The following is a 19,858-nucleotide window of genomic DNA, read 5'->3' on the forward strand; positions in this document are numbered from 1 at the left end:
GGGCGTCAGAAGTCCGTGCCGCCGTCGATGTTGACGGCCGCTCCGGTCATGAACTCCGCCTTATCGCTGAGCAGAAAGGCGATCAGTTCGCCCGCTTCTTCGGGGCGCCCGCCGCGGCGGAGGGCGACCCGCATGTTCCAGTCCGGGTTGCTCGCGAGGTGTGTGTAGATCGCGTCCTCTAACGCCACCCCGTACTCCGCGGCCCGCCGGGCGCGGATGAAGTCGTTGACCTCGGTGTCGAACAGCCCGGGGCAGACGGTGTTCACCCTGATGCCCTCGGGGCCATGTGTTTTCGCCAGGATCTTCGACAACGTCAGCACCGCCGCCTTGAGCGCGTTGTACGGCGGGATCAGGATCTTCGGCGCCCGAACGGAATACGCGGCCGTCGTGACGATGGTTCCACCGCCATTGCGTTGCAGGTGCGGGATGACCGCGCGGCAGGAACGCACGGTTCCCATCAAAATCAACTGGTAATACCAGTCCCACGACTCGTCGCCGTGTTCGAGGAACGGCCCCTGTTGATTCATCGGTCCCGCGGTGACGGCCAGGCCGCGCAGCGGTCCCAGGCTCGCGGCCGCCTCGTCGACGGCGCGATCCACCCCGTCGCCCGGGGCGGCCGCGTCGACGGCGATTCCGACCGCCCGCACTCCGTAGTCTGCTGTCAATTGCTCGGCCCGCGCTCGGGCGCGCTCTCCGTTACGAGCCAGCAGCGCCACGTTGGCACCGTCGGCCGCGAGCTGCCGCCCGGCGGCGAACCCGATACCGGTCGTCCCGCCGACGAGAACGAAGTTGCGCCCTGCCACTCCAAGCTCCACGCTGCCTCACTTTTGGCGTCACTACCGATGCCAGCCATACTAGACAGCAGTACGTAATATGTCGCAATGACTACTATGTGGGCCCAAGTGTGTGACAAATCGGCCCACGGACGGAACACAACGGCGAAATTTGTCGCGTAACATGGAGCGGCATGTCGACGAGACCCGCCCCTGCCGATGTTGAATCGGACGGGGAATTCGATCGCAGGGACCAGATTCTCGAGGCGGCGAACGAGTGCTTCACTCAGCTCGGCATCGAGCGCACCAGCGTGCAGGATGTCGCCCGAAAAGCCAGGGTGTCACGGGGCACGGTGTACAGGTATTTCGAAGACCGCACGGTGCTCATCGATGCCGCGATCGAATTCGGCGCGCAGCGGTTCTATCGTGAGGTCGCTTCGGCGATGGCCGAAAAGAACACGCTGGCCGAGCAAGTGGGGGCGATGGCGGAAACGCACGCCAGGATCCTGCTCGACCATCGAACGCGGAACCGTTTGATGGCCGATGACGCCGAGCTGATGCGACACATGATCTCCGACGGCGATACGGCCGTCCGGCGAAGCACGCAATTTCTCGAGCCCTATGTGCGGGCCGCGCGCGACCGCGGCGAGGTGGGCACCGCCGTCGACGTGACTGCGGCAAGCGAATGGCTGGCCCGCATCATCTGGTCATTCTCCACGGTCAACGAGGCCCAGACGTTCGACATGTCCAAGCCGGACACCGTCCGGCGCTATGTGGAAGCCTTCGCCATCAACGGGCTTCGCTGAAGGGCCACGCCGTATCACTCAATTGAACATGAGATGTACCATTGTCCTCCAAAAGTCGGACGGCTTTCAGTACGGAATTCGCGATCGGTGGTCAGCACATGGGCGAACGGACATTGGCCGGCAAACGGGTCGTGGTCGTGGGCGCATCGGCCGGGATCGGGCGGGCATTCGCGGTCCGCGCCGGCAAGGAGGGCGCCGAGCTGCTCGTCGCGGCGCGTCGACGAGACCGTCTCGACGAGGTCACTGCCGAAGCCGGTTGCGGCGCCGCCGTGATCGCCGATGTGCGTGACGCTGACGATTGCGCGCGGCTCGCCGATATGGCCCGAGACAGTCTTGGTGAAATCGACCTGCTGTTCATCTCGGTGGGGTACGCGCCGTTGAGGATGTTCGCCGACACCTCGATCGGCGATTGGATGGACGTGATGCAGGCCAACGTCGTCGGTGTGCATCAAGTCATCAAGTGCTGTTTGCCGGTGCTCGCGCCCGCCGCGATCGTCAGCGCCCTATCCTCCGAGACCGTCGGACAACCACGGACCGCACTGGGCGCATATTCCGCCAGCAAGGCCGCGCTCTCCGAAAGCCTGAATGCCTGGCGCACTGAGCATCCCGGCTTTCGGTACTGCTGCGTCACCGTGGGCGGAACGGTTCCGACCGAATTCACCGCGGCCTTCGATCCCGAACTGCTCGGTACGGTCGTCGGGGATTGGGTGGCGCGCGGCCTCTTGCAGGAGACGTTGATGTCGCCCGACGACGTCGCCGACATGCTCGCAGGAACGTTCGCCAGCGCGTTGAACTTTCCCGCCGTCGGCCTCGAGCAACTCGTGCTCCGTCCCCCGTCACGGCCGCGACGTGCGGTGATGGAATGACGCCGCCGACGAGAGGGCAACAATGACAACGCAAGTCGAATCGGCATGGCCCGATTACCCCGATTACCGGATCGAGGCGACCTTGTGTCCATACCGGGGCCAGGCTTGGTTTGGTGACGTGCTCGTTGCCGAGAGCAACCAGTGCCTTGTGGTGACCGAGACCGACCACGAGGACCGCTTGTACTTTCCTGAATCAGACGTGCGATGGGAGCTGTTCCGCCCGTCGGACCACAGCACCGTATGTCCTTTCAAGGGTCGGGCGAGCTATTGGAGCCTCAACGACTCGGACTCCGGCGTCGAGAACGTCGTGTGGACCTACCGCACCCCGTTGCCGGAGGTTGCGGCGATCGCGGGACACGTTTCCTTCTACGACGCGCTGCGTGTGGTTGTCGTCGAAGACTGGCCGGACGGTTCGACGGTTGCGGTGACGTTCCCGCTGTGGGGAGACGCCGCCGAGCTGTGCAGGATCATCGACGTCCAGCCAACGACCGATAACCGGTTCATCGGGCCAGCACATGGGCTGACTCATCGCAATGTCGTCGAGGGCGGCCAGCTGCTCGGCGAGGCGGTCGTGGCCGCGTCGAAAGCGCTGCCCGGGCAACGCGTCACATCGGCATCGATGATCTTCGCCAAAGCGGCCTCGTTTGACGCGCCCGTGGACTTGGCCGTCGACGTGCTCCGGCGGGGCCGCTCGTTTTCGTCGGCCGAAATACGCATCAGCCAGAGCGGGGTGCTGCGCAGCGCAGGGTTGGTGCTCGCGGACTCTGGAGCCGCCGACGTCATGCGGGATACCGAGCCGATGCCGGATGTCCCGGGGCCCGAGGCTGCGGTGCCGTTTGCGGGCTTCGGGATGACTGGCCGCGAGATCCGGGTGGTCGACGGCGCCTATGACCCGGACCCCGATCGGGTCGGTCCGCCGAGGATCGATGCGTGGGTGCGGTTCCGCGATGCGCCGCTGGCCCCCTATCTGAACGCCGCGTTGCTGGCTCAGTCGACGACGCATTGGACCATCGCCGCCGGTATGTTGCCGCATCCCGGTCTGGGCGAGGCGCGTGCGCACGCCACCTTGTCGACTGGAATCATGAAGGCCACCATCGCATTTCACGACGACGTCGATATCGCGGATTGGCTGCTGTACTCCAACCACGCCTTCTGGTCGGGACGCGGGCTTGTGCAGGGCGACGGCCGGGTCTTCGCCCGAGATGGACGGCTCGCCGCGTCGTACACCATCCAGGCGATGGTGCGTGAGTTCGCGACCAAGCCCGCGGCGATGGGCCGCGATAGCCGCACGGCTATGTGATGAACACGCTGAACTCGCGACCGCGTTAGCGCAGGCCGTTGATCGCGAATTTCTCCACGTAGCGGCGGACCGTGGCCGGCTTGGTCATGTCGAAGGTCACACCCTGATTGACAGTCGAGAAGGAATAGATGATGCGGGCCAGCCATTCGCTGCCAGCTGTGACATCGACTCCGGCGCCGACCTCGCCACGTTTCTGGGCGTCGCGGACATAAGGTTCCAAAAAATTGGTGGTGCGGCGGACGGCCGCGTCGCCGTCGGAGACCATGTGGCGCATCAATTCCGCATCATCGGCCATCAGCCGGTTGCGAGTCCGGTGGTCCAAAAGGATCTTCGCATGGGTTTCGGCCATCGCGCCCAGCTGTTCGGCCAGCGTTGATTTCTTAGCCATCGCCGCGGCGACTTCGCGGTAGAAGCGTTGGGCGCCATGCTCGATGGCCGCCTCGATCAGGACGTCGCGATCGACGAAGTACCGATAGATGGTGCCCCGCGAGACCTTGGCCATGCGCGCCACGTCTTGCACACTGGTGCGCTGGATGCCCAGCTGCGTGAAGCACTCGTTTGCCGCATCGAGAATCTGGTCACGGCGGTCGACCTCGGCGGCGACCTCCGTTTCGCTGGTGACCGGATCAGTCAACATCACACCCCTACGCGCCCGACGGCAGTGATCCCGGTTCTTCATGCTACGCGACGTGCGGCGTTGCGTCCCGGAGCCGCACCGGCCCTGCGATGACGTCGTGTCCTATGGATGCGGGGTCTCCCTTGCGCGAGGAGGGGTCGAGGCGGGTGTACTAGGCACCGCCGCAGCGATCTGCAATCATTGGATAATTGAACGCTCGATGTTCCATTGTTACATGGCGGCAAGGAGTAGTGTTGTCTCGTTTAGAGGACAGATACGCGCTGGTCACGGGCGGAGCCCAGGGATTGGGAGGAGCGATCGCTGAAGAGTTGGCCGGTCTGGGCGCCCATGTCACTATCGTCGATTTGAACGAAGAGAAGGGCCAGGAGCGCGTAGAGCGGATTCGTGCGACTCACGGGCGGGCCTCCTTCATCAAGGCCAATGTGGCCCACCGGGAAGCGATTGAAGCCGCCGTGCATCAGGTGGCTGATACCGGGGACGGCCGGATCGATGTCTTGGTCAACGCGGCCCAGTTCTTCGCCATGCCCAAGGCGCTGGAACTTGTTACCGACAAGGATTGGGAACTCTCAGAGGCCACCGGGCCCAAGGCGACCTTCCGGTTCATGCAGCTCTGCTTCCCGTTTCTACGTGAGTCCGGACGGGCGTCAGTGATCAACTTCGTGTCAGGGTCTGCTCTGGCCGGCATCGCCTACACCGCCCCCTACTCGGCGGCGAAAGGCGCGGTGGCCGCGCTGACCAAGGTCGCCGCGAACGAGTGGGCTCGCCACCGCATCCGAGTAAATGCGGTGTGCCCGTTTGCCCTGACCGAGGCCCAGCAAAAGATGATCGGCACCGAATGGGACAACTACACGCGGACGGCAGCCGCCTCGCCGATGAAACGCGGCGCTGATCCCGTTGAGATCGCGCCGGCCGTGGCTTTTTTGGCGGGAGACGACGCAGCATTCGTGACGGGCACGATACTGCAGGTCGATGGTGGCATGACCGAGCTATCGACGGTGGACTACTCGCAATCGCCGGGAGTCTTTGGTTAACAGGACAATTCACCCGACAACGCATGACGCAAATGCCAGAAGCTCACCGTCCCGCCCCTGCGCTCACCGGGCTGAATCGGCCCTTCTGGACCTCGGGCGCGGACGGAGTGCTGCGCATGCAACGCTGCACCTCCTGCGGGCGGCTCTGTCAGCCGCCCTCGCTGTTGTGCCCTCATGACCATGCGGCGACCGAATACGTCGAACTCAGCGGCCGGGGGTTTGTCGAATCCTGGACGGTGAATCGTCATCAATGGTTCCCTGGGTTCCCGCCGCCTTACCTCATCGCGTTCGTGAATCCGGTCGAGGACGAACGGGTGCGCCTGTTGACCAACCTCGTGAACGTCGAACCTGGCGACGTCACCCAGAACATGCCGGTGCGCGTCATCTTCGACCGGTGTGTAGATGGTGACGACGAGGTGTTCATTCCGTTGTTCGAACCGGAGCGCTGATGACTAAGGCGTTGACCGATCGGACCATCATCAGCGGCATCGGTCAGTCGGCAATCGGTCGTCGACTGGGGCGGGATCCGCTGGAGCTCACCGCCGAAGCATGTGTGGCCGCAGTTGCCGACGCCGGTCTGACCTTGGCCGACATCGATGGCCTCACAACGTATCCCGGTAGTTCTCAACCGGGCCTGGGGTTTTCCGGGGCGTCACTGCGTGACATCCATGACGCCTTGGGAATCGAGCCGAATTGGGTCGCAGGGGGAGTGGAGTCTCCAGGTCAGCTCGGGGCGGTGGTCGACGCCATGCTCGCTGTGGCGGGAGGGTTGGCCAATCATGTGCTCTGCTGGCGCAGCATCTGGGAGGGCACCGCGCAAGGCGCCGGCCGACGCAAAGGATACGGGTCCGGGGGCGGCCGTCCAGGCGGAATGCTGGCCTGGCAGATTCCTTTTGGTGCCACGGCGGCCAACTTGGCGGCTCTTCAGATTCGCTCGCGGATGTTGCGATACGGGCTTACTCGCGAGCAGCTCGCGTCGATCGCCATCGCGCAACGGAGCCACGCCGCTCGCAACCCCTTGGCGATCTACCGCGATCCGCTCGACCTCGAGACCTATCTCAACGCGCGCATGGTTTCCGACCCGCTCTGCATGTTCGACTGCGACATCGCCTGCGACGGCGCCACCGCATTCGTCGTCTCGCGCGCCGAGCACGCCGCGGGGCTCGACCACCCGGCGGTGACCGTCGAGGCGGTCGACTGTGCTCACCACGACCGCTTCACTTGGGAGGGCGGTCAAGACATCACCCGTATCAGCTCTCGATGGTCCACGATCTGGGAGCGGACCGACTTCACCGCTGCCGATGTCGACGTCGCCTCGCTATATGACGGGTTCAGTGTCTTCGTGCTCTGCTGGCTCGAAGACTTCGGTTTCTGCCCGGTCGGAGAAGCGGGCCAATGGGTTTCCGACCTTCACCGCATTTCGCTCGGCGGAGAATTGCCCCTCAACACTGCCGGAGGGCAGCTATCGGGAGGACGCTTGCACGGCTTTGGACATCTGCACGAAGCGTGTTTGCAGATTCGCGGCCAGGGTGGCGAGCGACAGGTCCACGATGCCAAGCTGGCTGCGGTAGGCGTAGGAGCAGCCAACAGCGGCACCACGGCGATGTTGCTGCGGCAGGCGTGAGAATGCGGATAACCAGACGGTCAGCAAGTCCGAGGAGGAATGTCGATGGCTGAGACTCAAGCACCTAAGTTAGGATTCATCGGCCTGGGAAATTTGGGTGCGCCGATGGCCAAGCGGCTCGTCGAGTGGCCCGGCGGCCTGATTGTTTTCGACGTAAGATCCAACACGACAACGCCGTTCGCCCAAGCCGGCGCCGAGGTGGCCAGGACCGCGCGCGACGTGGCGGTCGCCGACATCATCAGTGTCATGGTGCTCAACGACGATCAAGTCCGCGGCGTGGTGGCCGACCTCACCGCTCACGCCAAACCCGGTACCGTCATCGCGATACATTCCACGATCGACCACAACACTGCGTCCGAACTGGCAAAGGAGCTCCAAGCCAAGGGTATTCAGCTCATCGATGCGCCGGTAAGCGGTGGTGTGGAGGCCGTCAAGACGGGTGCACTCGCTGTCATGGTGGGCGCGGACCGGGAGACCTACGAACGGGTCAAGCCGGCGTTCAAACAGTGGGCGTCGATGGTCGTCCATGCCGGCGAGCCGGGCGCCGGCACACGAATGAAGCTGGCGCGCAACATGCTGACCTTCACTTCCTTCGCGGCCGCTTGTGAGGCGATGCAGCTGGCCGAACGTGCGGGCCTCGATGTTCAAGCGTTGGGTCGTATTGTGCGTCATACAGACGTACAAAGCGGTGGCGCCGGCGCCATGATGTTTCGCGACGACATGAGCCGCCCACTCGACCCGGATCATTTTCTCTACCAGCCGTTCATGCACACCTGCGCGCTGGGAGAGAAGGATCTCAGCCTGGCGCTACGTCTTGGCAGGGAACTGGACGTCGATCTTCCGCTGGCCGAAATCGCCTTACGGAATCTGGCGGAAGGGCTAGGAGTTCCGCACTCGACTGTCGCGGATTCTCCCTGAACCGGTGACGCGGATAACTCGAGGCCATCGGGTCAGCGCGTCGCCAGGCCACTCATCAACGTGTCTATTAGCCCGTCGTAACGTCCGATCGTCTCGCCAACCGTCGTTGTGACGCTGAGCATGCGATATAGCGTGGCTCCAATCAATGCGTCAGCGGCAGCTTCGATGTCGGCATCGGCGCGAATTTGACTGCACGCGATTCCGGTTTGCAACCGCTGCATCACCGCGTCGTGGAAGCGGCCAGTAAGTTGTTGGTACAAGGTGTCGCGGTCTTGAAGGTTCTCAGCCGCGGCAGCGGCAAGAGCGCGGACGAGTGCGATGTTCTCCGGGGCGGCACTGAGCGCGGCAGATTCGTGCATCCAAGTCCTCAAATCTTCGACCGTGTCTCCCGTATCAGGAAGCGTGAAGTCGGCTTGCGCATAGGCCTGCATTACCGCTTCGGCCACCAAAGGAGCTTTCGACGGCCACCGTCTATAAACCGTTTGCGTTCCCACTCCGGCATTGGCGGCAACCTTGTCCATTGACACCCCGCCGTACCCCACTTCCACCAGCAGGCTGCGGGTGGCGTCAAGGATCGCCTCATGCACAGCCGCGCTACGCGGTCGCCCTCGGCGGTTTTGGCTCACGTCACGACCCTAAAGCAACTTTAAAGCCCCTGAGTCGTCTGTCTGGGCGAGGCACTTTGCCTGTGTACATGGGCGGCGCAACGTGCGATGATTTACGAGAAAAATAATCTCGTAATAGTGGCCGCCCGTTCAAACAGCCGGATTAGAGCGGGTGATGAGTAGGTCCGGACTGGGACTTCGCGTCGAGCAGAAAGGTAGCGAGTGCGCGAATTGTGTGTCATCACCGGAGCTGCGGGTGGCATCGGACTCGCCGCAGCGAAGATCGTCGGACGCGACCACTCGGTCGTCATCAGCGATGTCAGTGAAGCCCGTCTCGACGCGGCGGCGACGGAACTACGGTCACTCGGCGTCGAGTGCAAGCCCGTCGTGGTTGACGTCACCAACCATGACTCTGTCGCCGAGTTGGTCTGCGAATCAGAGGCATTCGGTACGGTTGCCTCGGTCATCCACACCGCAGGGGTGAGTCCCAGCATGGGTTCAGCCGAGCTGATCATCCGGATCAATGCGCTGGGCACGGTCAACGTGAACGAAGCTTTCTACCGACTCCTGGAGGAAGGCTTTGCGATCGTCAACGTTGCGTCGATGGCGGCGCACACCTTTCCGCGAGTGTTAGTACCTAAAGGGCGTTTCAAGTACGCGCTGCGCAACCAGGACGTCTTCGTGAAGAAGATGACATCGGCGTGCAACGTCGTGCCTACCAAGATGCGGCCAGGGTTCGCATATTCGATCAGCAAGAACTTCGTAACGTGGTACTGCTCCTCACAGGCGGCCAGGTTCGGCGAGCGCGGCGGAAGAATTGTCTCGGTATCTCCTGGCACCATCGACACACCCATGGGGAGATTGGAGGAACGAGCCGGCTCGGGAGCGATGTTGCATTATGCCGCGTTGAAGCGGTTCGGCAGACCCGAGGAAGTCGCAGAACTTTTGGCTTTCTGCGCGGACACGAAGGCCAGCTATATGACTGGCGTCGATATCGCCTGCGACGGCGGCGTTCTCGCGGCGTTCACGATGAGAGACATGATCGCCGTGGCTCGCAACACCCGGCAACTTCAATGAACGACACAATGACTCGTCGTTCGGAAAGGGGCCGCAAACGGTGCGTCGCTGTCATTGTTGCCATGATCGGTGTTGCACATTTCTGCGTTCCACGGTTCTTCGACCCCATCAACCGCCTCGGCTTTGCCGAACACGCGCGCATGTTCACCTACATCAATGGTGCCATCGAAACGACGATCGGGGTCATGATGGCGAATCCTCGAATGAGTCGGCAGTCGACCATCGTATCTGCTTGTTACGTCATTCATTTGACGACCAACATCGTCTGCAATCAGGTTCGAATTCGGCGCGGAGGCAGTCAGGGGAGCCGGTGGCTCGGGTAGGGGCAGAGAAAATGTCGATCAGTCAGACCGCCCAAGGGGTTGCCGAAGCCATTAGGCCGTTCAGTAATGCCGTTCGGATGAACCTCGCTGCCGCGATACGCACCCGCCGACGCGGCTACGACGCTTGGACGGGCGCGGTGAATACAGACTATGACCCACAGAATCCGATCACCGCTGCCCAACCATTCGACGCCTACCGGGCTCTACACAGAAGCGGCCGCGTGCACTACAACCCCAGGCGAGCCACCTGGATCGTCAGCCGACTCGACGACGTGCGAGCTGCACTGCGCGACACCGATCAGGTCACCAGTACGCAAGGGGTCACCCGATTGAGGATGTCGGCACCGCTCGCGGTGCTGACCGACGGTGAAGAACACACCCGACTCCGTAAGCAGATTCAGCCGGGATTCAGCAAGGGAGCCATGAGCGCATGGCAGGAAATCGTCGAGAAGCTGGCTGTGGAACTTGTCTCCGACCTGTTGAACAACCCCGGCTGCGATGTCGTGCAGCACTTGGCGATACCGATGCCGATCCGTCTGATCGCGCAGATCCTCGGGGTACCCGAAGGCGACGTCAATGACTTCCGGCGGTGGTCAGAAAACGCTGTGAAAGTCATGGAATTCACCCCGACACGCCTCGCAGAGGCTGTCAGATCCATATCCGCGATGGTGGCGTTGCAGCGCTACTTCGTGAAGCAATTCGCAGAGGGTGGGCTAAAGGGATCGGGCACTGTGCTGGGGCGACTCCTCCAACACAACACCGATGGCAGTCTCACCGATCGTCAGCTTTGGCTGATCGCGATTCACCTGTTGATCGCCGGGAATGAAACGACCACGAACCTTCTCGGTGGAATGTTCGACACTCTCGCCCGTCACTCCGATCAGTACGACTTGATCCGCGCCAACCCCGACCTCGTCCCGATCGCCGTCGAGGAGCAACTTCGCATCACGACCCCGATACAAAACCTCTACCGTTACACCCGCGCCGACTATCAAATCGGCGGCGTCACCATCCCCTCCGGATCACGCCTCCTTTTGTCCTTCGGGGCGGCGAATCGCGACCCGGCAGTCTTCGACCAACCTGACGAGTACCGCGCCGACCGCAACCCGCGAGCTCACGTCGCTTTCGGCTACGGCGCACACATGTGCATAGGAGCGCCACTGGCTCGAATGGAAGCCCAAGCCGTGCTGCGACAACTCGTCACCCACGTCAAACGGATCGCTCCCGGCGGCCCCACAGAATGGTCGACCCATAGTTCGTTACGCGGTCCGACCCACCTACCGCTCCACCTGACGCCAGCCTGACCGACCCTTCCGCGCGAGAAAGGCGGCAGGAACGGATGTCCCCCTGCAACCCCCCATCCGCAGGTATTGCCTATTCCCCGTCGAATTCGCTGACCTGGTCTTGGATCCAGAGCGTCAATCAAAACATTGCATTGCCATCGAGGGTGCGTGCGGCTACAGCGCACAGCTGTCACATTCATTCCGGCTGGGTGGTCCACTGTTGATGGAGGCGCAGCGCGTCAAGGGGGGCGACTCTGGCGCGCCCCAGCTATCCCGATACTGGGTCGCTACAGTCGCAACAACTGCGCTGGCTAGTGCTGGCACGCGCTACAGAAGATCACACGGAGATCGCACGGAGATCGCATGCGCCGACTCGCGCGTACGCTCCAAAATGGCCTCTGAACAGGTAATTTATCAGGTTGTGCCCCCGGCAGGATTCGAACCTGCGACACCGGCTTTAGGAGAGCCGTGCTCTATCCCCTGAGCTACGAGGGCGGACGGGCCTGAGCTTACCGGCAGTTCGACCCCTGAATCGCCACGGCGTCAGCGCAGTTCGGCGATCACCTTCGAGAAGTTCTCGATGTTGTTGTCCTGCACGGTGAAGGACGAGACGCCGTACTTCTCCCGGTACCCGGACAAGGTGTCGGCGATCTCGCGCGGCGAACCGCTGAGCACCGAGGGCTGCGACAGGATCTCCTCGTCGGACAGGTCCGGCGAATAGGCGCGGGTCAGCTTTAAGTCGGGCTCGGTCTCGCCGGCCCGCGGCATCGCCGTGATGGCCAGATTCAGCTCCAGCGAGTCGAACCGATCTCCGGCGGCCTTGCGGACGAAGTCGACCCGCTCGGCGAAGGGGTCCTCGACGTCGCGCACCCTGGATCCGGTCAGCCCGATGATGTCGGCGTTGCGGGCGGCGATGGTCAGCACCCGATCGCCGTTGCCGGCGATGATCAGCGGCGTCGTCGGGTGATGTTGCTTCAGATAGCCGGTCATGTGTTCGAGGTAGTCGACCCGCTCGCGGGCGCTGGGATACGGGATCTCCGCGGCTTCGAACTCCTCGCGGACGTAACCGGTGCCCAGTCCGATCTCCAGGCGGCCGTCGCTGAGCAGGTCCAGAGCCTGCATGTCCCGGCTGAGCAGGGCCGGCTTGTAGAACGCGGAATTGAGCACATACATGCTCAGCCGCAGCGTCGTGGTGACCATCGCGACCGCGGTCAGCGTCGGGAAGGGCGCGGCGGCACCCAAATGGTCGGGCACGCAAAGAATGTCGAAGCCGGCGTCCTCAGCGCGCTTGGCCCTGTCCAGCAGGGCCTCGCGCGACTTGAAGAACCGCATGCTCATTCCGAAGCGAAAATCCTTGGCCACCAACACTCTCCGTTCAACGATGCAATATCGACCAACTGCGGGCGGCGTCGGCCAACCCCTGGATCAGGGCGCTGGTGACCGACGACAAACCGTCGTCACCCGGCAGCGGGCTGCGCGGGCTGATCCCGCGGACCCGCGCCGAGAGCTCCAGCTGGGTTCCACCGGCGCGCACCCGGTTCACCGGGTTGCGCGGATGCAGGCCACGCAGTTCCGGTGGGATCTCGTCGAGGTCGGTGATCAACTGGTAGCCGGCCAGCCGGACGTGCCGGGTCAGGTGGGCGGCCAGCGCCCGGTTGCGGCCCCCCGCCAGTAGCTGGGTGCTGCGCCCGTCGCGGCCATATCCGTGCACCGACACCGCGACGTCGACATGGTCGAGGAACTCGGCGAGCCGAGCTGACTCGGCCCGATCGAACAGGGCCGACGCCAGGTGGTGCGGATAGTGGTCGGGATGGCGCACCACATACACCGACGCGCCGGCCGCCTCGGCGGCGCGTTCGGCGATCACGTCCGTCATCTCTTCGAGCCCACCGCCGTGGATCGCCAAAAAGCCAAAACGCGAACGTAATTGGCAGCTCTCCGTCACCCCGGGCTCGCGCAGCAATGCCGAAAGCGATTGCGGTCCAGGCCCGGACGTCGGCGACTTCGGGCGGGGCCAGCCGGCCGGATCCCAGCGGCGCAAGAAGTCGACCCAGCGTTGCGGCAACCCGTGCTGGGTGGCGCCGTCGATGATCTTGGGTAAGTAGCCCGGCCGGGGCGGGCCCGGCGTCACCCGGTGGTCGATGTACACCCAGGCCGGCGCCGGCCCGTCGTCGGTGTGCACGGTCATTTCGTCGCGCCGGTAGCGCACCGGCACACCCTCGGCGCTGTCCAGGGTCGCCAAGTCACCGTCGGAGATCTGCCAGACCACCCCGTACACCTGGTTACCGGCGAGCGGTTCGACGGTGGCCACGCCGCGCTGATTGATCAGCCAGTCGTGATCGGCCAGCACGGCCGTCCGCGGATCCGCGGCGTCGGGACAGCGCTGCGCCATCTGACGGACGCATAGGTTCGACCCGTATGCGAAGTACAGATGCCGGCGGGCCGGCATTCAGCCGGTCACCGTCAGCCAGATGAGCACCACGTTAAGCAGACTAATCAATACGCCGACGGCCCAGCCGAGAATGGTGGTGATGCGGTGGTTGACGTCGCCGCCCATCAGGCCGCGATCGCTGGTCAGCTTGATCAAAGGCAGCACCGCAAAAGGGATTCCGAACGACAACACCACCTGAGACAGCACCAGCGCGCGGGTGGGATCGAACCCCACCGCCAGGATCACCAGGGCGGGCACCAGGGTGATCAACCGGCGCGCCACCATGGGGACCGAGCGGTGCAGCAACCCCTGCATGATCATGGCGCCGGCGTAGGCGCCCACCGACGACGACGCCAGACCCGACGCGAGCAGCCCGACCGCGAACAGCACCGCGATGGCCGCGCCCAGCGTGTTGTGGATCGCGGAATAGGCGCCCTCGATGGAGGCGCTCACGTCGCGGTGCTGCAGGTTGACCGCGGCGATGATCAGCATGACGGCGTTCACCGTGCCGGCCACAGTCATCGCCAGCACGACGTCCCAGCGGGTGATGCGCAACAACAGGCGCCGATGCGATCCCTCGTCGGGATGTCCGTGCCGGTCCAGGACCAGGCCCGAATGCATGTAGACCGCGTGCGGCATGACGGTGGCACCCAGGATGGCGGCCGCCAACAGCACACTTTCCGTGCCGCGGAACCGGGGGACCAGGCCGCCGAGCATCTCCTCCGGAGGGGCGGTCTTGACGAAGAAGCTCGCCGCGAACCCGACCGCGATCACCAGCAGCAGACCGGTGATGACGCGCTCGAAGATGATCTGTCCGCGCCGGTCTTGAATCCCCAACAGCAGCAGGGCGACCAGGCCGGTGATCACGCCGCCCACCAGCAGCGGCAGGTTGAACAGAATGTGTAAGGCGATGGCCCCGCCGACGACCTCGGCCGCATCGGTGGCGATGGCCACCAGTTCGGCCTGAGCCCAGTAGACGAGCCGCGCCGGGCGGCCCATCCGCTTGCCGATCGTGGCGGGCAGGGAGCGCCCGGTGACCAGCCCCAGCTTCGCCGACAGGTACTGCACCAGCCCCGCCAGCACGTTAGCCGCCACGATCACCCACAACAGCAGGTAGCCGTACTGCGAGCCGGCGCTGACGTTGGCCGCGACGTTTCCGGGGTCGACGTAGGCGATCGCGGCGACGAACGCGGGGCCGAGCAAGTACCAGTTGCCCTTGAGCGAGCCCTGGGTGCGCTGCCCCAACGTGCCGACCTCGATTCACTTCACCGAATAAGAAAGTGAGGGTAGTCGAACATCTGGGCGCCACCCGCAGCGGCTAGGGCGTTTCCCAGCCATTTGGGCGTCACTGCGGGAGGTAGAGCCCCTTGCCGGTGACCAGCGGCAGGTCCAGGGTGGTCACGATGCCCGGTTCGGCGGCGACCACGGCGGGGATCGCGTTGACGACGCGCATCGCGGTGGCCACCAGGCCGGCGTGGTTGTGATCGCCCTTGCGGCTGCTCAGACAGACATCCATGGCGTAGGACGGCTCGCCGGTGATCTCGATGCGGTAGGAGCCGCCCTCCTGGGCTGGCTGCGGCCAGTCGGGGCACAGGTCGGCGCGCAGCCGGGTGACGTGTTCGAGGACGACCACGGGGTGGCCGTCGACCTTGCCGAACACTTCGAAGCGCAGCGCCGCGGCGGTGCCCTTGGCGATGTGGCCCGAGGAGATGTCGAAGTCCTCGGGGGCCGGGACGCGGACGTAGTCCTGGGTGACCTCGTCGAGTGAAACGCCCAAACCCGCGGCGATCTGGCGGATCACCGATCCCCACGCCAGGCTGAGCACGCCGGGCTGCAGCAGCATGGGGATGTCGTCCAGCGGCTTGCCGAACCCCATGACGTCGAACATGACCGCGGCGCTGTCATAGGTGGCGTAGTCGACGATCTCCATGCACCGGATCTGCTGGATGCTCTGGCAGGTGCCGGCCAGCGCCAACGGCAGCAGGTCGTTGGCGAAGCCGGGATCGATACCGTTGACATAGAGGCTCGAATTACCTTGTTGCGCAGCATCTTCCAGGGGCTTGATAAGCTCCTCGGGGATCACCTGCCACGGGTACTGCAAGAACACCGGGCCGCTGCCGACGATGTTGATTCCGGCTGCCAGGACGCGCCGGTAGTCCTCGAGCGCCTCGGGCAGCCGGTTGTCGGCCAGCGCGTTGTACACGGCGCACTGCGGCCCGGTGGCGAGCACGGCATCCAGGTCGGTGCTCGCCAGCACGCCGGTCGAGTCGGTAAGTCCCGCAAGCTCTGCCGCGTCCTTGCCGGCCTTGGCTTCGGACGAGACCCAGACGCCTTTGAGGTCGAACTCCGGATTGGTGATGAGCGCCCGCAGGGCGTGGATACCGACGTTGCCGGTGCCCAATTGGACGACGGGGATGGGCATGACGTGCTCCTCAGTGGTCGGGGGTCACAGATCCGGGACGGGGATGTCGAGGTTGGGGAAGGTGAGGCCGCCGTCGACCTCGAGCGTCTTGCCGGTGAGGAAGCTGCCCGCGGGGGAGGCCAAATAAACTGCGGCAGCGGCGATGTCGACGGGATCGCCGAGACGGCGCATCGGTGTGGCCTTCTCCATCGGTGCCCGCAGTTCGTCGTTGGAGGCCACCACGTCCAGTGCGGAGGTCAAAATCGACCCCGGGGCGATCGCGTTGACCCGAATCCGCGGGCACAGGTCCAGCGCGGTCAACCGGGTGTAGTGCGACAGCGCGGCCTTGGCGGTGCCGTAGGCGGCGAAACCACGCCCGGCCAGCCGGCCCATGGTCGAGGTGATGTTGATGATGCTGCCGCCGTCGGAGTGCTCCAGCATCAGCGGCACCGCCGCCAGCGTCAGCGCGTGGGCCGTGGCGACGTTGAAGGTGAAGGCGTCCTTGAGATCCTTGGTCGACGTGGTCAGCAGCGTGTTGGGCATGGTCCCGCCGACGTTGTTGACGACGATGTCTAGTTTTCCGAAGGCCTCGACGGCCTGACCGGCGAGCTCCGCGGTGGACTCGGGGTGCGCCAAGTCGGCGGCCACCACGTGGGCCCGCCGCCCGACCGCGCGGACCTGCTCGGCGACGGCTTCTAGTTGCGATTCCGTGCGCGAGGCGATGAGAACATCCGCGCCCGCCTCGGCGAAGGCCAGCGCGATGGCCGCCCCGAGGCCGCGGCCTGCACCGGTGATGACGGCGACTTTGTCGTCGAGACGGAACCTGTCAAGGATCATGGCGGCCTCTCTTCGTTTCGGTGTCAGCCGACACGGTAGCAAGCCGCGCCGTCTCGGAACGGGCATTTCTGGAACAGGTTCTACTTTTGCATACGGGCCGGTCGACGCCACACGAAGACGAAGTTTGCCCGCACCCGGTGCCACCCTCACCGGCCGGGGCAACGACTTGGTCGTCGACACCTTCTCGTTCGATAGGCCGACCCGGCCGGGGTCCTACCCGATCGTGTTGGTCAGCTACGAGATCGTGTGTTCGAAATACCCGACCCACAGGTGGGTGCGGCGGTGAAGGCGTTTCTGCAGAGCACCATCGGGAGCGCGCAGGACGGACTGGCGGACAACGGATACATCCCGCTACCGGCGCCATTCAAGTCCCGGCTGTCGGCTGCCATCGACGCCATCTCGTGATTCGCCGAACGGGCCCTCGCCGAAGGGGCCATTTTCTTTGCTGCCCCACGCTTTCCAGGTGACATCGCGTTCGGCCCCCGCCCACGTCGACGCTGGTCGCCGACGCGTTCAGCGGCGATCGCCGAACAGTTTGCTCACAGTTAACCTTGTTACTGTTAGCTTCGTGGCTGCGAGACGGGCCGGTCGGGGCGCAGCGTTACCGACCGGCGGCGATGCTGTTTCATCCCTACCGTAAGGAAGCGAATTGAAACTCAACCGATTTGGCGCCGTGCTCAGTGTCGCCAGCGCCGCAGCGCTGGCGCTGTCCGGATGCGGAAGCGACAACAACGGCGCCGGCGCAAGTGCTACCAGCGGATCCGCATCGGGCAAGGTGAGCTGCGGCGGGGCGAAGACCCTCAAGGCGAGCGGTTCGACGGCCCAGGCCAATGCGATGACCCGCTTCGTCAACGCGTTCGAGCAGGCCTGCCCCGGCCAGACGCTGAACTACACCGCCAACGGTTCGGGTGCGGGAATCAGCGAATTCAACGGCAAGCAAACGGATTTCGGCGGTTCGGATTCGCCCCTGGCGCCGAACGAATACGCCGCGGCGCAACAACGGTGCGGTTCGCCGGCGCTGAATCTCCCGGTGGTATTCGGTCCGATCGCCATCACCTACAACGTCACCGGCGTCAATTCGCTGAGCCTGGATGGCGCCACGGCCGCGAAGATCTTCAACGGCGCGATCACGACGTGGAATGACCCCGCGATCCAGGCGCTCAATCCCGGCGTCACGTTGCCCGGCGAACCGATCCATGTCGTGTTCCGCAACGACGAATCCGGCACCACGGACAACTTCCAGAAGTACCTCGATGCCGCCGCCGACGGCGCATGGGGCAAGGGTGCCGGAAAGACCTTTAAGGGCGGGGTCGGCGAGGGAGCCAAGGGCAACGACGGCACCTCGGCGGCGATCAAGGCCACCGAAGGATCCATCACATACAACGAGTGGTCGTTCGCCCAGGCGCAGAAACTGAACATGGCCAAGATCGTCACCTCGGCCGGCCCGGACGCGGTGTCGATCAGCGCCGACTCGGCGGGCAAGACTATCGCCGGCGCCAAAATCGCCGGCCAGGGTAACGACCTGGTGCTCGACACGCTCTCGTTCTACAAGCCGACCCAGGCCGGTTCCTACCCGATTGTGTTGGCGACCTACGAGATCGTCTGCTCGAAGTATCCCGACGCCCAGATCGGTACCGCGGTCAAGGCGTTCCTGCAGAGCACCATCGGCGCCGGGCAGAACGGCCTGGCCGACAACGGCTACATCCCGATCCCTGACGCGTTCAAAGCGAGGTTGTCTGCTTCCATCAACGCGATCACATAACCTGAGGTGGTCGTGACACGAGGAACAGCAATCAGCCCGTCGACCACGGAGAAGCCGGCACTCACAGCGTTGAGTGAACACGTGGGACGGCGTGCCGATCGACTGTTCAAGCTGATCGCCGCCGCCGCCGGTTCGACGATCGTGATTGCGATCCTGCTGATCGCGGTGTTCTTGTTGCTGCGCGCCGTCCCGTCGTTGCGCGTTAACCACGCGAACTTCTTCACCAGCGCCAAATTCAGCACCAGCGACCCGCACAACCTCGCGTTCGGTATCCGCGACCTGCTCATGGTCACGGTTCTGAGTTCGCTCAGCGCGCTGGTGCTGGCCGTTCCCGTCTCCGTCGGCATCGCTGTGTTCCTCACCCAGTACGCACCGAAGCGGCTGGCGCGCCCGTTCGGCGCGGTGGTGGATCTGCTCGCCGCCGTGCCGTCGATCATCTTCGGGCTGTGGGGAATTTTCGTGCTGGCACCCCAGATCGAGCCGGTGGCGGCCTATCTCAATCGCCACCTCGGCTGGTTTTTCCTGTTCAAGCAGGGCAACGTCTCGTTGGCCGGCGGTGGGACCATCTTCACCGCCGCCGTGGTGCTCTCGGTGATGATCCTGCCGATCGTCACCTCCGTCTCGCGTGAGGTGTTTCGGCAGACCCCGCACATCCAGATGGAAGCGGCTCAGGCGCTGGGCGCCACCAAATGGGAAGTGGTGCGGATGACCGTGCTGCCGTTCGGCCGCAGCGGTGTGATCGCGGCCTCGATGCTCGGGTTGGGGCGTGCGCTGGGCGAAACCGTGGCGGTGCTGATCATCCTGCGGTCGGCTGCCCGCCCGGGCAGCTGGTCGCTGTTCGACGGCGGCTACACGTTCGCGTCGAAGATCGCCTCGGCGGCCGCGGAGTTCAGCGAGCCGTTGCCCACGGGGGCGTATATCTCGGCGGGGTTCGCGCTGTTCGTCTTGACGTTCGTCGTCAACGCGCTCGCGCGGGCGATCGCCGGCGGCAAGGTCAACGGATGAGGCCCGGGCCGCAGGAGTGGCGCTCGTGACCCGCGTCGCGACGATGCAGAGCGAAGCGATGAGGAGGAGTGGCGCTCGTGACCCGCGTCGCGACGATGCAGAGCGAAGCGATGAGGAGGAGTGGCGCTCGTGACCCGCGTCGCGACGATGCAGAGCGAAGCGATGAGGAGGAGTGGCGC

20 protein-coding genes, 1 tRNA gene and 1 pseudogene are annotated in these 19,858 nt (G+C 64.4%); 13 read left to right on the plus strand and 9 right to left on the minus strand.

Features of this window, described 5'->3' with window-relative positions:
• Nucleotides 1-5: 5 nt before the first annotated feature.
• The gene (locus tag DQP58_RS02315) at nt 6-815 is read right to left on the minus strand and encodes an SDR family NAD(P)-dependent oxidoreductase (RefSeq protein WP_112706888.1); all 810 of its coding nucleotides are present in this window, start codon (nt 813-815) and stop codon (nt 6-8) included.
• A 152-nt stretch (nt 816-967) separates the two neighbouring features.
• Between DQP58_RS02315 and DQP58_RS02320 the strand changes: the two genes are divergently transcribed.
• From DQP58_RS02320 to DQP58_RS02330, 3 genes are all read left to right on the plus strand, one after another.
• On the plus strand, nt 968-1,579 hold the full coding sequence (locus DQP58_RS02320) for a TetR/AcrR family transcriptional regulator (protein WP_112706889.1): 612 nt from the start codon (nt 968-970) through the stop codon (nt 1,577-1,579).
• A 98-nt stretch (nt 1,580-1,677) separates the two neighbouring features.
• Nucleotides 1,678-2,445, plus strand: coding sequence for an SDR family oxidoreductase (locus tag DQP58_RS02325; protein ID WP_112706890.1), 768 nt, complete (start codon nt 1,678-1,680; stop codon nt 2,443-2,445).
• Between the two features lie 22 nt (nt 2,446-2,467).
• Nucleotides 2,468-3,745: a DUF427 domain-containing protein gene (locus tag DQP58_RS02330; RefSeq protein ID WP_112706891.1), complete on the plus strand. Its 1,278-nt coding sequence runs from the start codon at nt 2,468-2,470 to the stop codon at nt 3,743-3,745.
• A 25-nt stretch (nt 3,746-3,770) separates the two neighbouring features.
• On the opposite strand, the gene DQP58_RS02335 is transcribed toward DQP58_RS02330, so the two are convergent.
• On the minus strand, nt 3,771-4,424 hold the full coding sequence (locus tag DQP58_RS02335; RefSeq protein WP_346427253.1) for a TetR/AcrR family transcriptional regulator: 654 nt from the start codon (nt 4,422-4,424) through the stop codon (nt 3,771-3,773).
• A 191-nt stretch (nt 4,425-4,615) separates the two neighbouring features.
• Between DQP58_RS02335 and DQP58_RS02340 the strand changes: the two genes are divergently transcribed.
• From DQP58_RS02340 to DQP58_RS02350, 4 genes are all read left to right on the plus strand, one after another.
• A complete protein-coding gene (locus tag DQP58_RS02340) occupies nt 4,616-5,413 on the plus strand; it encodes an SDR family NAD(P)-dependent oxidoreductase (protein WP_112706931.1) in 798 nt (265 codons plus the stop codon).
• A gap of 32 nt (nt 5,414-5,445) precedes the next feature.
• A complete protein-coding gene (locus tag DQP58_RS27010; RefSeq protein ID WP_240629536.1) occupies nt 5,446-5,862 on the plus strand; it encodes a Zn-ribbon domain-containing OB-fold protein in 417 nt (138 codons plus the stop codon).
• A gap of 287 nt (nt 5,863-6,149) precedes the next feature.
• On the plus strand, nt 6,150-7,037 hold the full coding sequence (locus DQP58_RS27015) for a thiolase family protein (RefSeq protein ID WP_240629538.1): 888 nt from the start codon (nt 6,150-6,152) through the stop codon (nt 7,035-7,037).
• Between the two features lie 45 nt (nt 7,038-7,082).
• A complete protein-coding gene (locus DQP58_RS02350; RefSeq protein WP_112706932.1) occupies nt 7,083-7,955 on the plus strand; it encodes an NAD(P)-dependent oxidoreductase in 873 nt (290 codons plus the stop codon).
• A 32-nt stretch (nt 7,956-7,987) separates the two neighbouring features.
• Here the strand turns inward: DQP58_RS02350 and DQP58_RS02355 are convergent, their stop codons facing one another.
• The gene (locus tag DQP58_RS02355) at nt 7,988-8,542 is read right to left on the minus strand and encodes a TetR/AcrR family transcriptional regulator (RefSeq protein ID WP_240629539.1); all 555 of its coding nucleotides are present in this window, start codon (nt 8,540-8,542) and stop codon (nt 7,988-7,990) included.
• A gap of 240 nt (nt 8,543-8,782) precedes the next feature.
• Between DQP58_RS02355 and DQP58_RS02360 the strand changes: the two genes are divergently transcribed.
• From DQP58_RS02360 to DQP58_RS02370, 3 genes are all read left to right on the plus strand, one after another.
• Nucleotides 8,783-9,637, plus strand: coding sequence for an SDR family oxidoreductase (locus DQP58_RS02360; RefSeq protein ID WP_112706894.1), 855 nt, complete (start codon nt 8,783-8,785; stop codon nt 9,635-9,637).
• Nucleotides 9,638-9,699: 62 nt separating this feature from the next.
• Nucleotides 9,700-9,960, plus strand: a complete 261-nt coding sequence (locus tag DQP58_RS02365) for a hypothetical protein (RefSeq protein WP_240629541.1) — start codon at nt 9,700-9,702, stop codon at nt 9,958-9,960.
• Between the two features lie 11 nt (nt 9,961-9,971).
• Nucleotides 9,972-11,264, plus strand: coding sequence for a cytochrome P450 (locus tag DQP58_RS02370; RefSeq protein WP_112706896.1), 1,293 nt, complete (start codon nt 9,972-9,974; stop codon nt 11,262-11,264).
• A 401-nt stretch (nt 11,265-11,665) separates the two neighbouring features.
• On the opposite strand, the gene DQP58_RS02375 is transcribed toward DQP58_RS02370, so the two are convergent.
• From DQP58_RS02375 to DQP58_RS02400, 6 genes are all read right to left on the minus strand, one after another.
• A tRNA-Arg gene (locus DQP58_RS02375) sits at nt 11,666-11,738 on the minus strand.
• Nucleotides 11,739-11,786: 48 nt separating this feature from the next.
• Complete coding sequence (locus DQP58_RS02380) at nt 11,787-12,611, minus strand: LLM class F420-dependent oxidoreductase (RefSeq protein ID WP_112706897.1); 825 nt, start codon at nt 12,609-12,611, stop codon at nt 11,787-11,789.
• Between the two features lie 7 nt (nt 12,612-12,618).
• A complete protein-coding gene (locus DQP58_RS02385; RefSeq protein ID WP_112706898.1) occupies nt 12,619-13,692 on the minus strand; it encodes a poly-gamma-glutamate hydrolase family protein in 1,074 nt (357 codons plus the stop codon).
• Entirely contained in the window at nt 13,693-14,934 is a 1,242-nt protein-coding gene (locus tag DQP58_RS02390; protein ID WP_205869314.1) for an Nramp family divalent metal transporter, read from the minus strand.
• Between the two features lie 85 nt (nt 14,935-15,019).
• A complete protein-coding gene (locus tag DQP58_RS02395; RefSeq protein WP_112706900.1) occupies nt 15,020-16,096 on the minus strand; it encodes an NAD(P)H-dependent amine dehydrogenase family protein in 1,077 nt (358 codons plus the stop codon).
• Between the two features lie 24 nt (nt 16,097-16,120).
• Nucleotides 16,121-16,912 (minus strand): SDR family oxidoreductase, encoded by a 792-nt coding sequence (locus DQP58_RS02400; protein ID WP_112706901.1) that lies wholly within the window; start codon nt 16,910-16,912, stop codon nt 16,121-16,123.
• A gap of 136 nt (nt 16,913-17,048) precedes the next feature.
• Here DQP58_RS02400 and DQP58_RS02405 point away from each other — a divergent pair.
• The 3 genes and pseudogenes from DQP58_RS02405 to pstC all read left to right on the plus strand — a co-directional run.
• Nucleotides 17,049-17,317: pseudogene (locus tag DQP58_RS02405) on the plus strand (phosphate ABC transporter substrate-binding protein PstS); the annotation flags it as partial.
• Between the two features lie 244 nt (nt 17,318-17,561).
• A complete protein-coding gene (gene pstS, locus DQP58_RS02410; protein WP_112706902.1) occupies nt 17,562-18,674 on the plus strand; it encodes a phosphate ABC transporter substrate-binding protein PstS in 1,113 nt (370 codons plus the stop codon).
• Between the two features lie 30 nt (nt 18,675-18,704).
• Nucleotides 18,705-19,679 (plus strand): phosphate ABC transporter permease subunit PstC, encoded by a 975-nt coding sequence (pstC, locus tag DQP58_RS02415; protein ID WP_112706933.1) that lies wholly within the window; start codon nt 18,705-18,707, stop codon nt 19,677-19,679.
• Nucleotides 19,680-19,858: the final 179 nt, after the last annotated feature.

Source organism: Mycobacterium colombiense (genome assembly GCF_003284975.1).
In the GTDB taxonomy this organism is placed as follows: domain Bacteria; phylum Actinomycetota; class Actinomycetes; order Mycobacteriales; family Mycobacteriaceae; genus Mycobacterium; species Mycobacterium europaeum_A.

Coding starts and splice junctions, on each gene's coding strand:
- DQP58_RS02350 (WP_112706932.1), top strand. CDS start 7,083: ATGGCTGAGACTCAAGCACCTAAGTTAGGATTCATCGGCCTGGGAAAT.
- DQP58_RS02385 (WP_112706898.1), bottom strand. CDS start 13,692: ATGCCGGCCCGCCGGCATCTGTACTTCGCATACGGGTCGAACCTATGC.
- DQP58_RS27010 (WP_240629536.1), top strand. CDS start 5,446: ATGCCAGAAGCTCACCGTCCCGCCCCTGCGCTCACCGGGCTGAATCGG.
- DQP58_RS02320 (WP_112706889.1), top strand. CDS start 968: ATGTCGACGAGACCCGCCCCTGCCGATGTTGAATCGGACGGGGAATTC.
- DQP58_RS02325 (WP_112706890.1), top strand. CDS start 1,678: ATGGGCGAACGGACATTGGCCGGCAAACGGGTCGTGGTCGTGGGCGCA.
- DQP58_RS02370 (WP_112706896.1), top strand. CDS start 9,972: ATGTCGATCAGTCAGACCGCCCAAGGGGTTGCCGAAGCCATTAGGCCG.
- DQP58_RS02330 (WP_112706891.1), top strand. CDS start 2,468: ATGACAACGCAAGTCGAATCGGCATGGCCCGATTACCCCGATTACCGG.
- DQP58_RS02365 (WP_240629541.1), top strand. CDS start 9,700: ATGATCGGTGTTGCACATTTCTGCGTTCCACGGTTCTTCGACCCCATC.
- DQP58_RS02395 (WP_112706900.1), bottom strand. CDS start 16,096: ATGCCCATCCCCGTCGTCCAATTGGGCACCGGCAACGTCGGTATCCAC.
- DQP58_RS02335 (WP_346427253.1), bottom strand. CDS start 4,424: ATGAAGAACCGGGATCACTGCCGTCGGGCGCGTAGGGGTGTGATGTTG.
- DQP58_RS02400 (WP_112706901.1), bottom strand. CDS start 16,912: ATGATCCTTGACAGGTTCCGTCTCGACGACAAAGTCGCCGTCATCACC.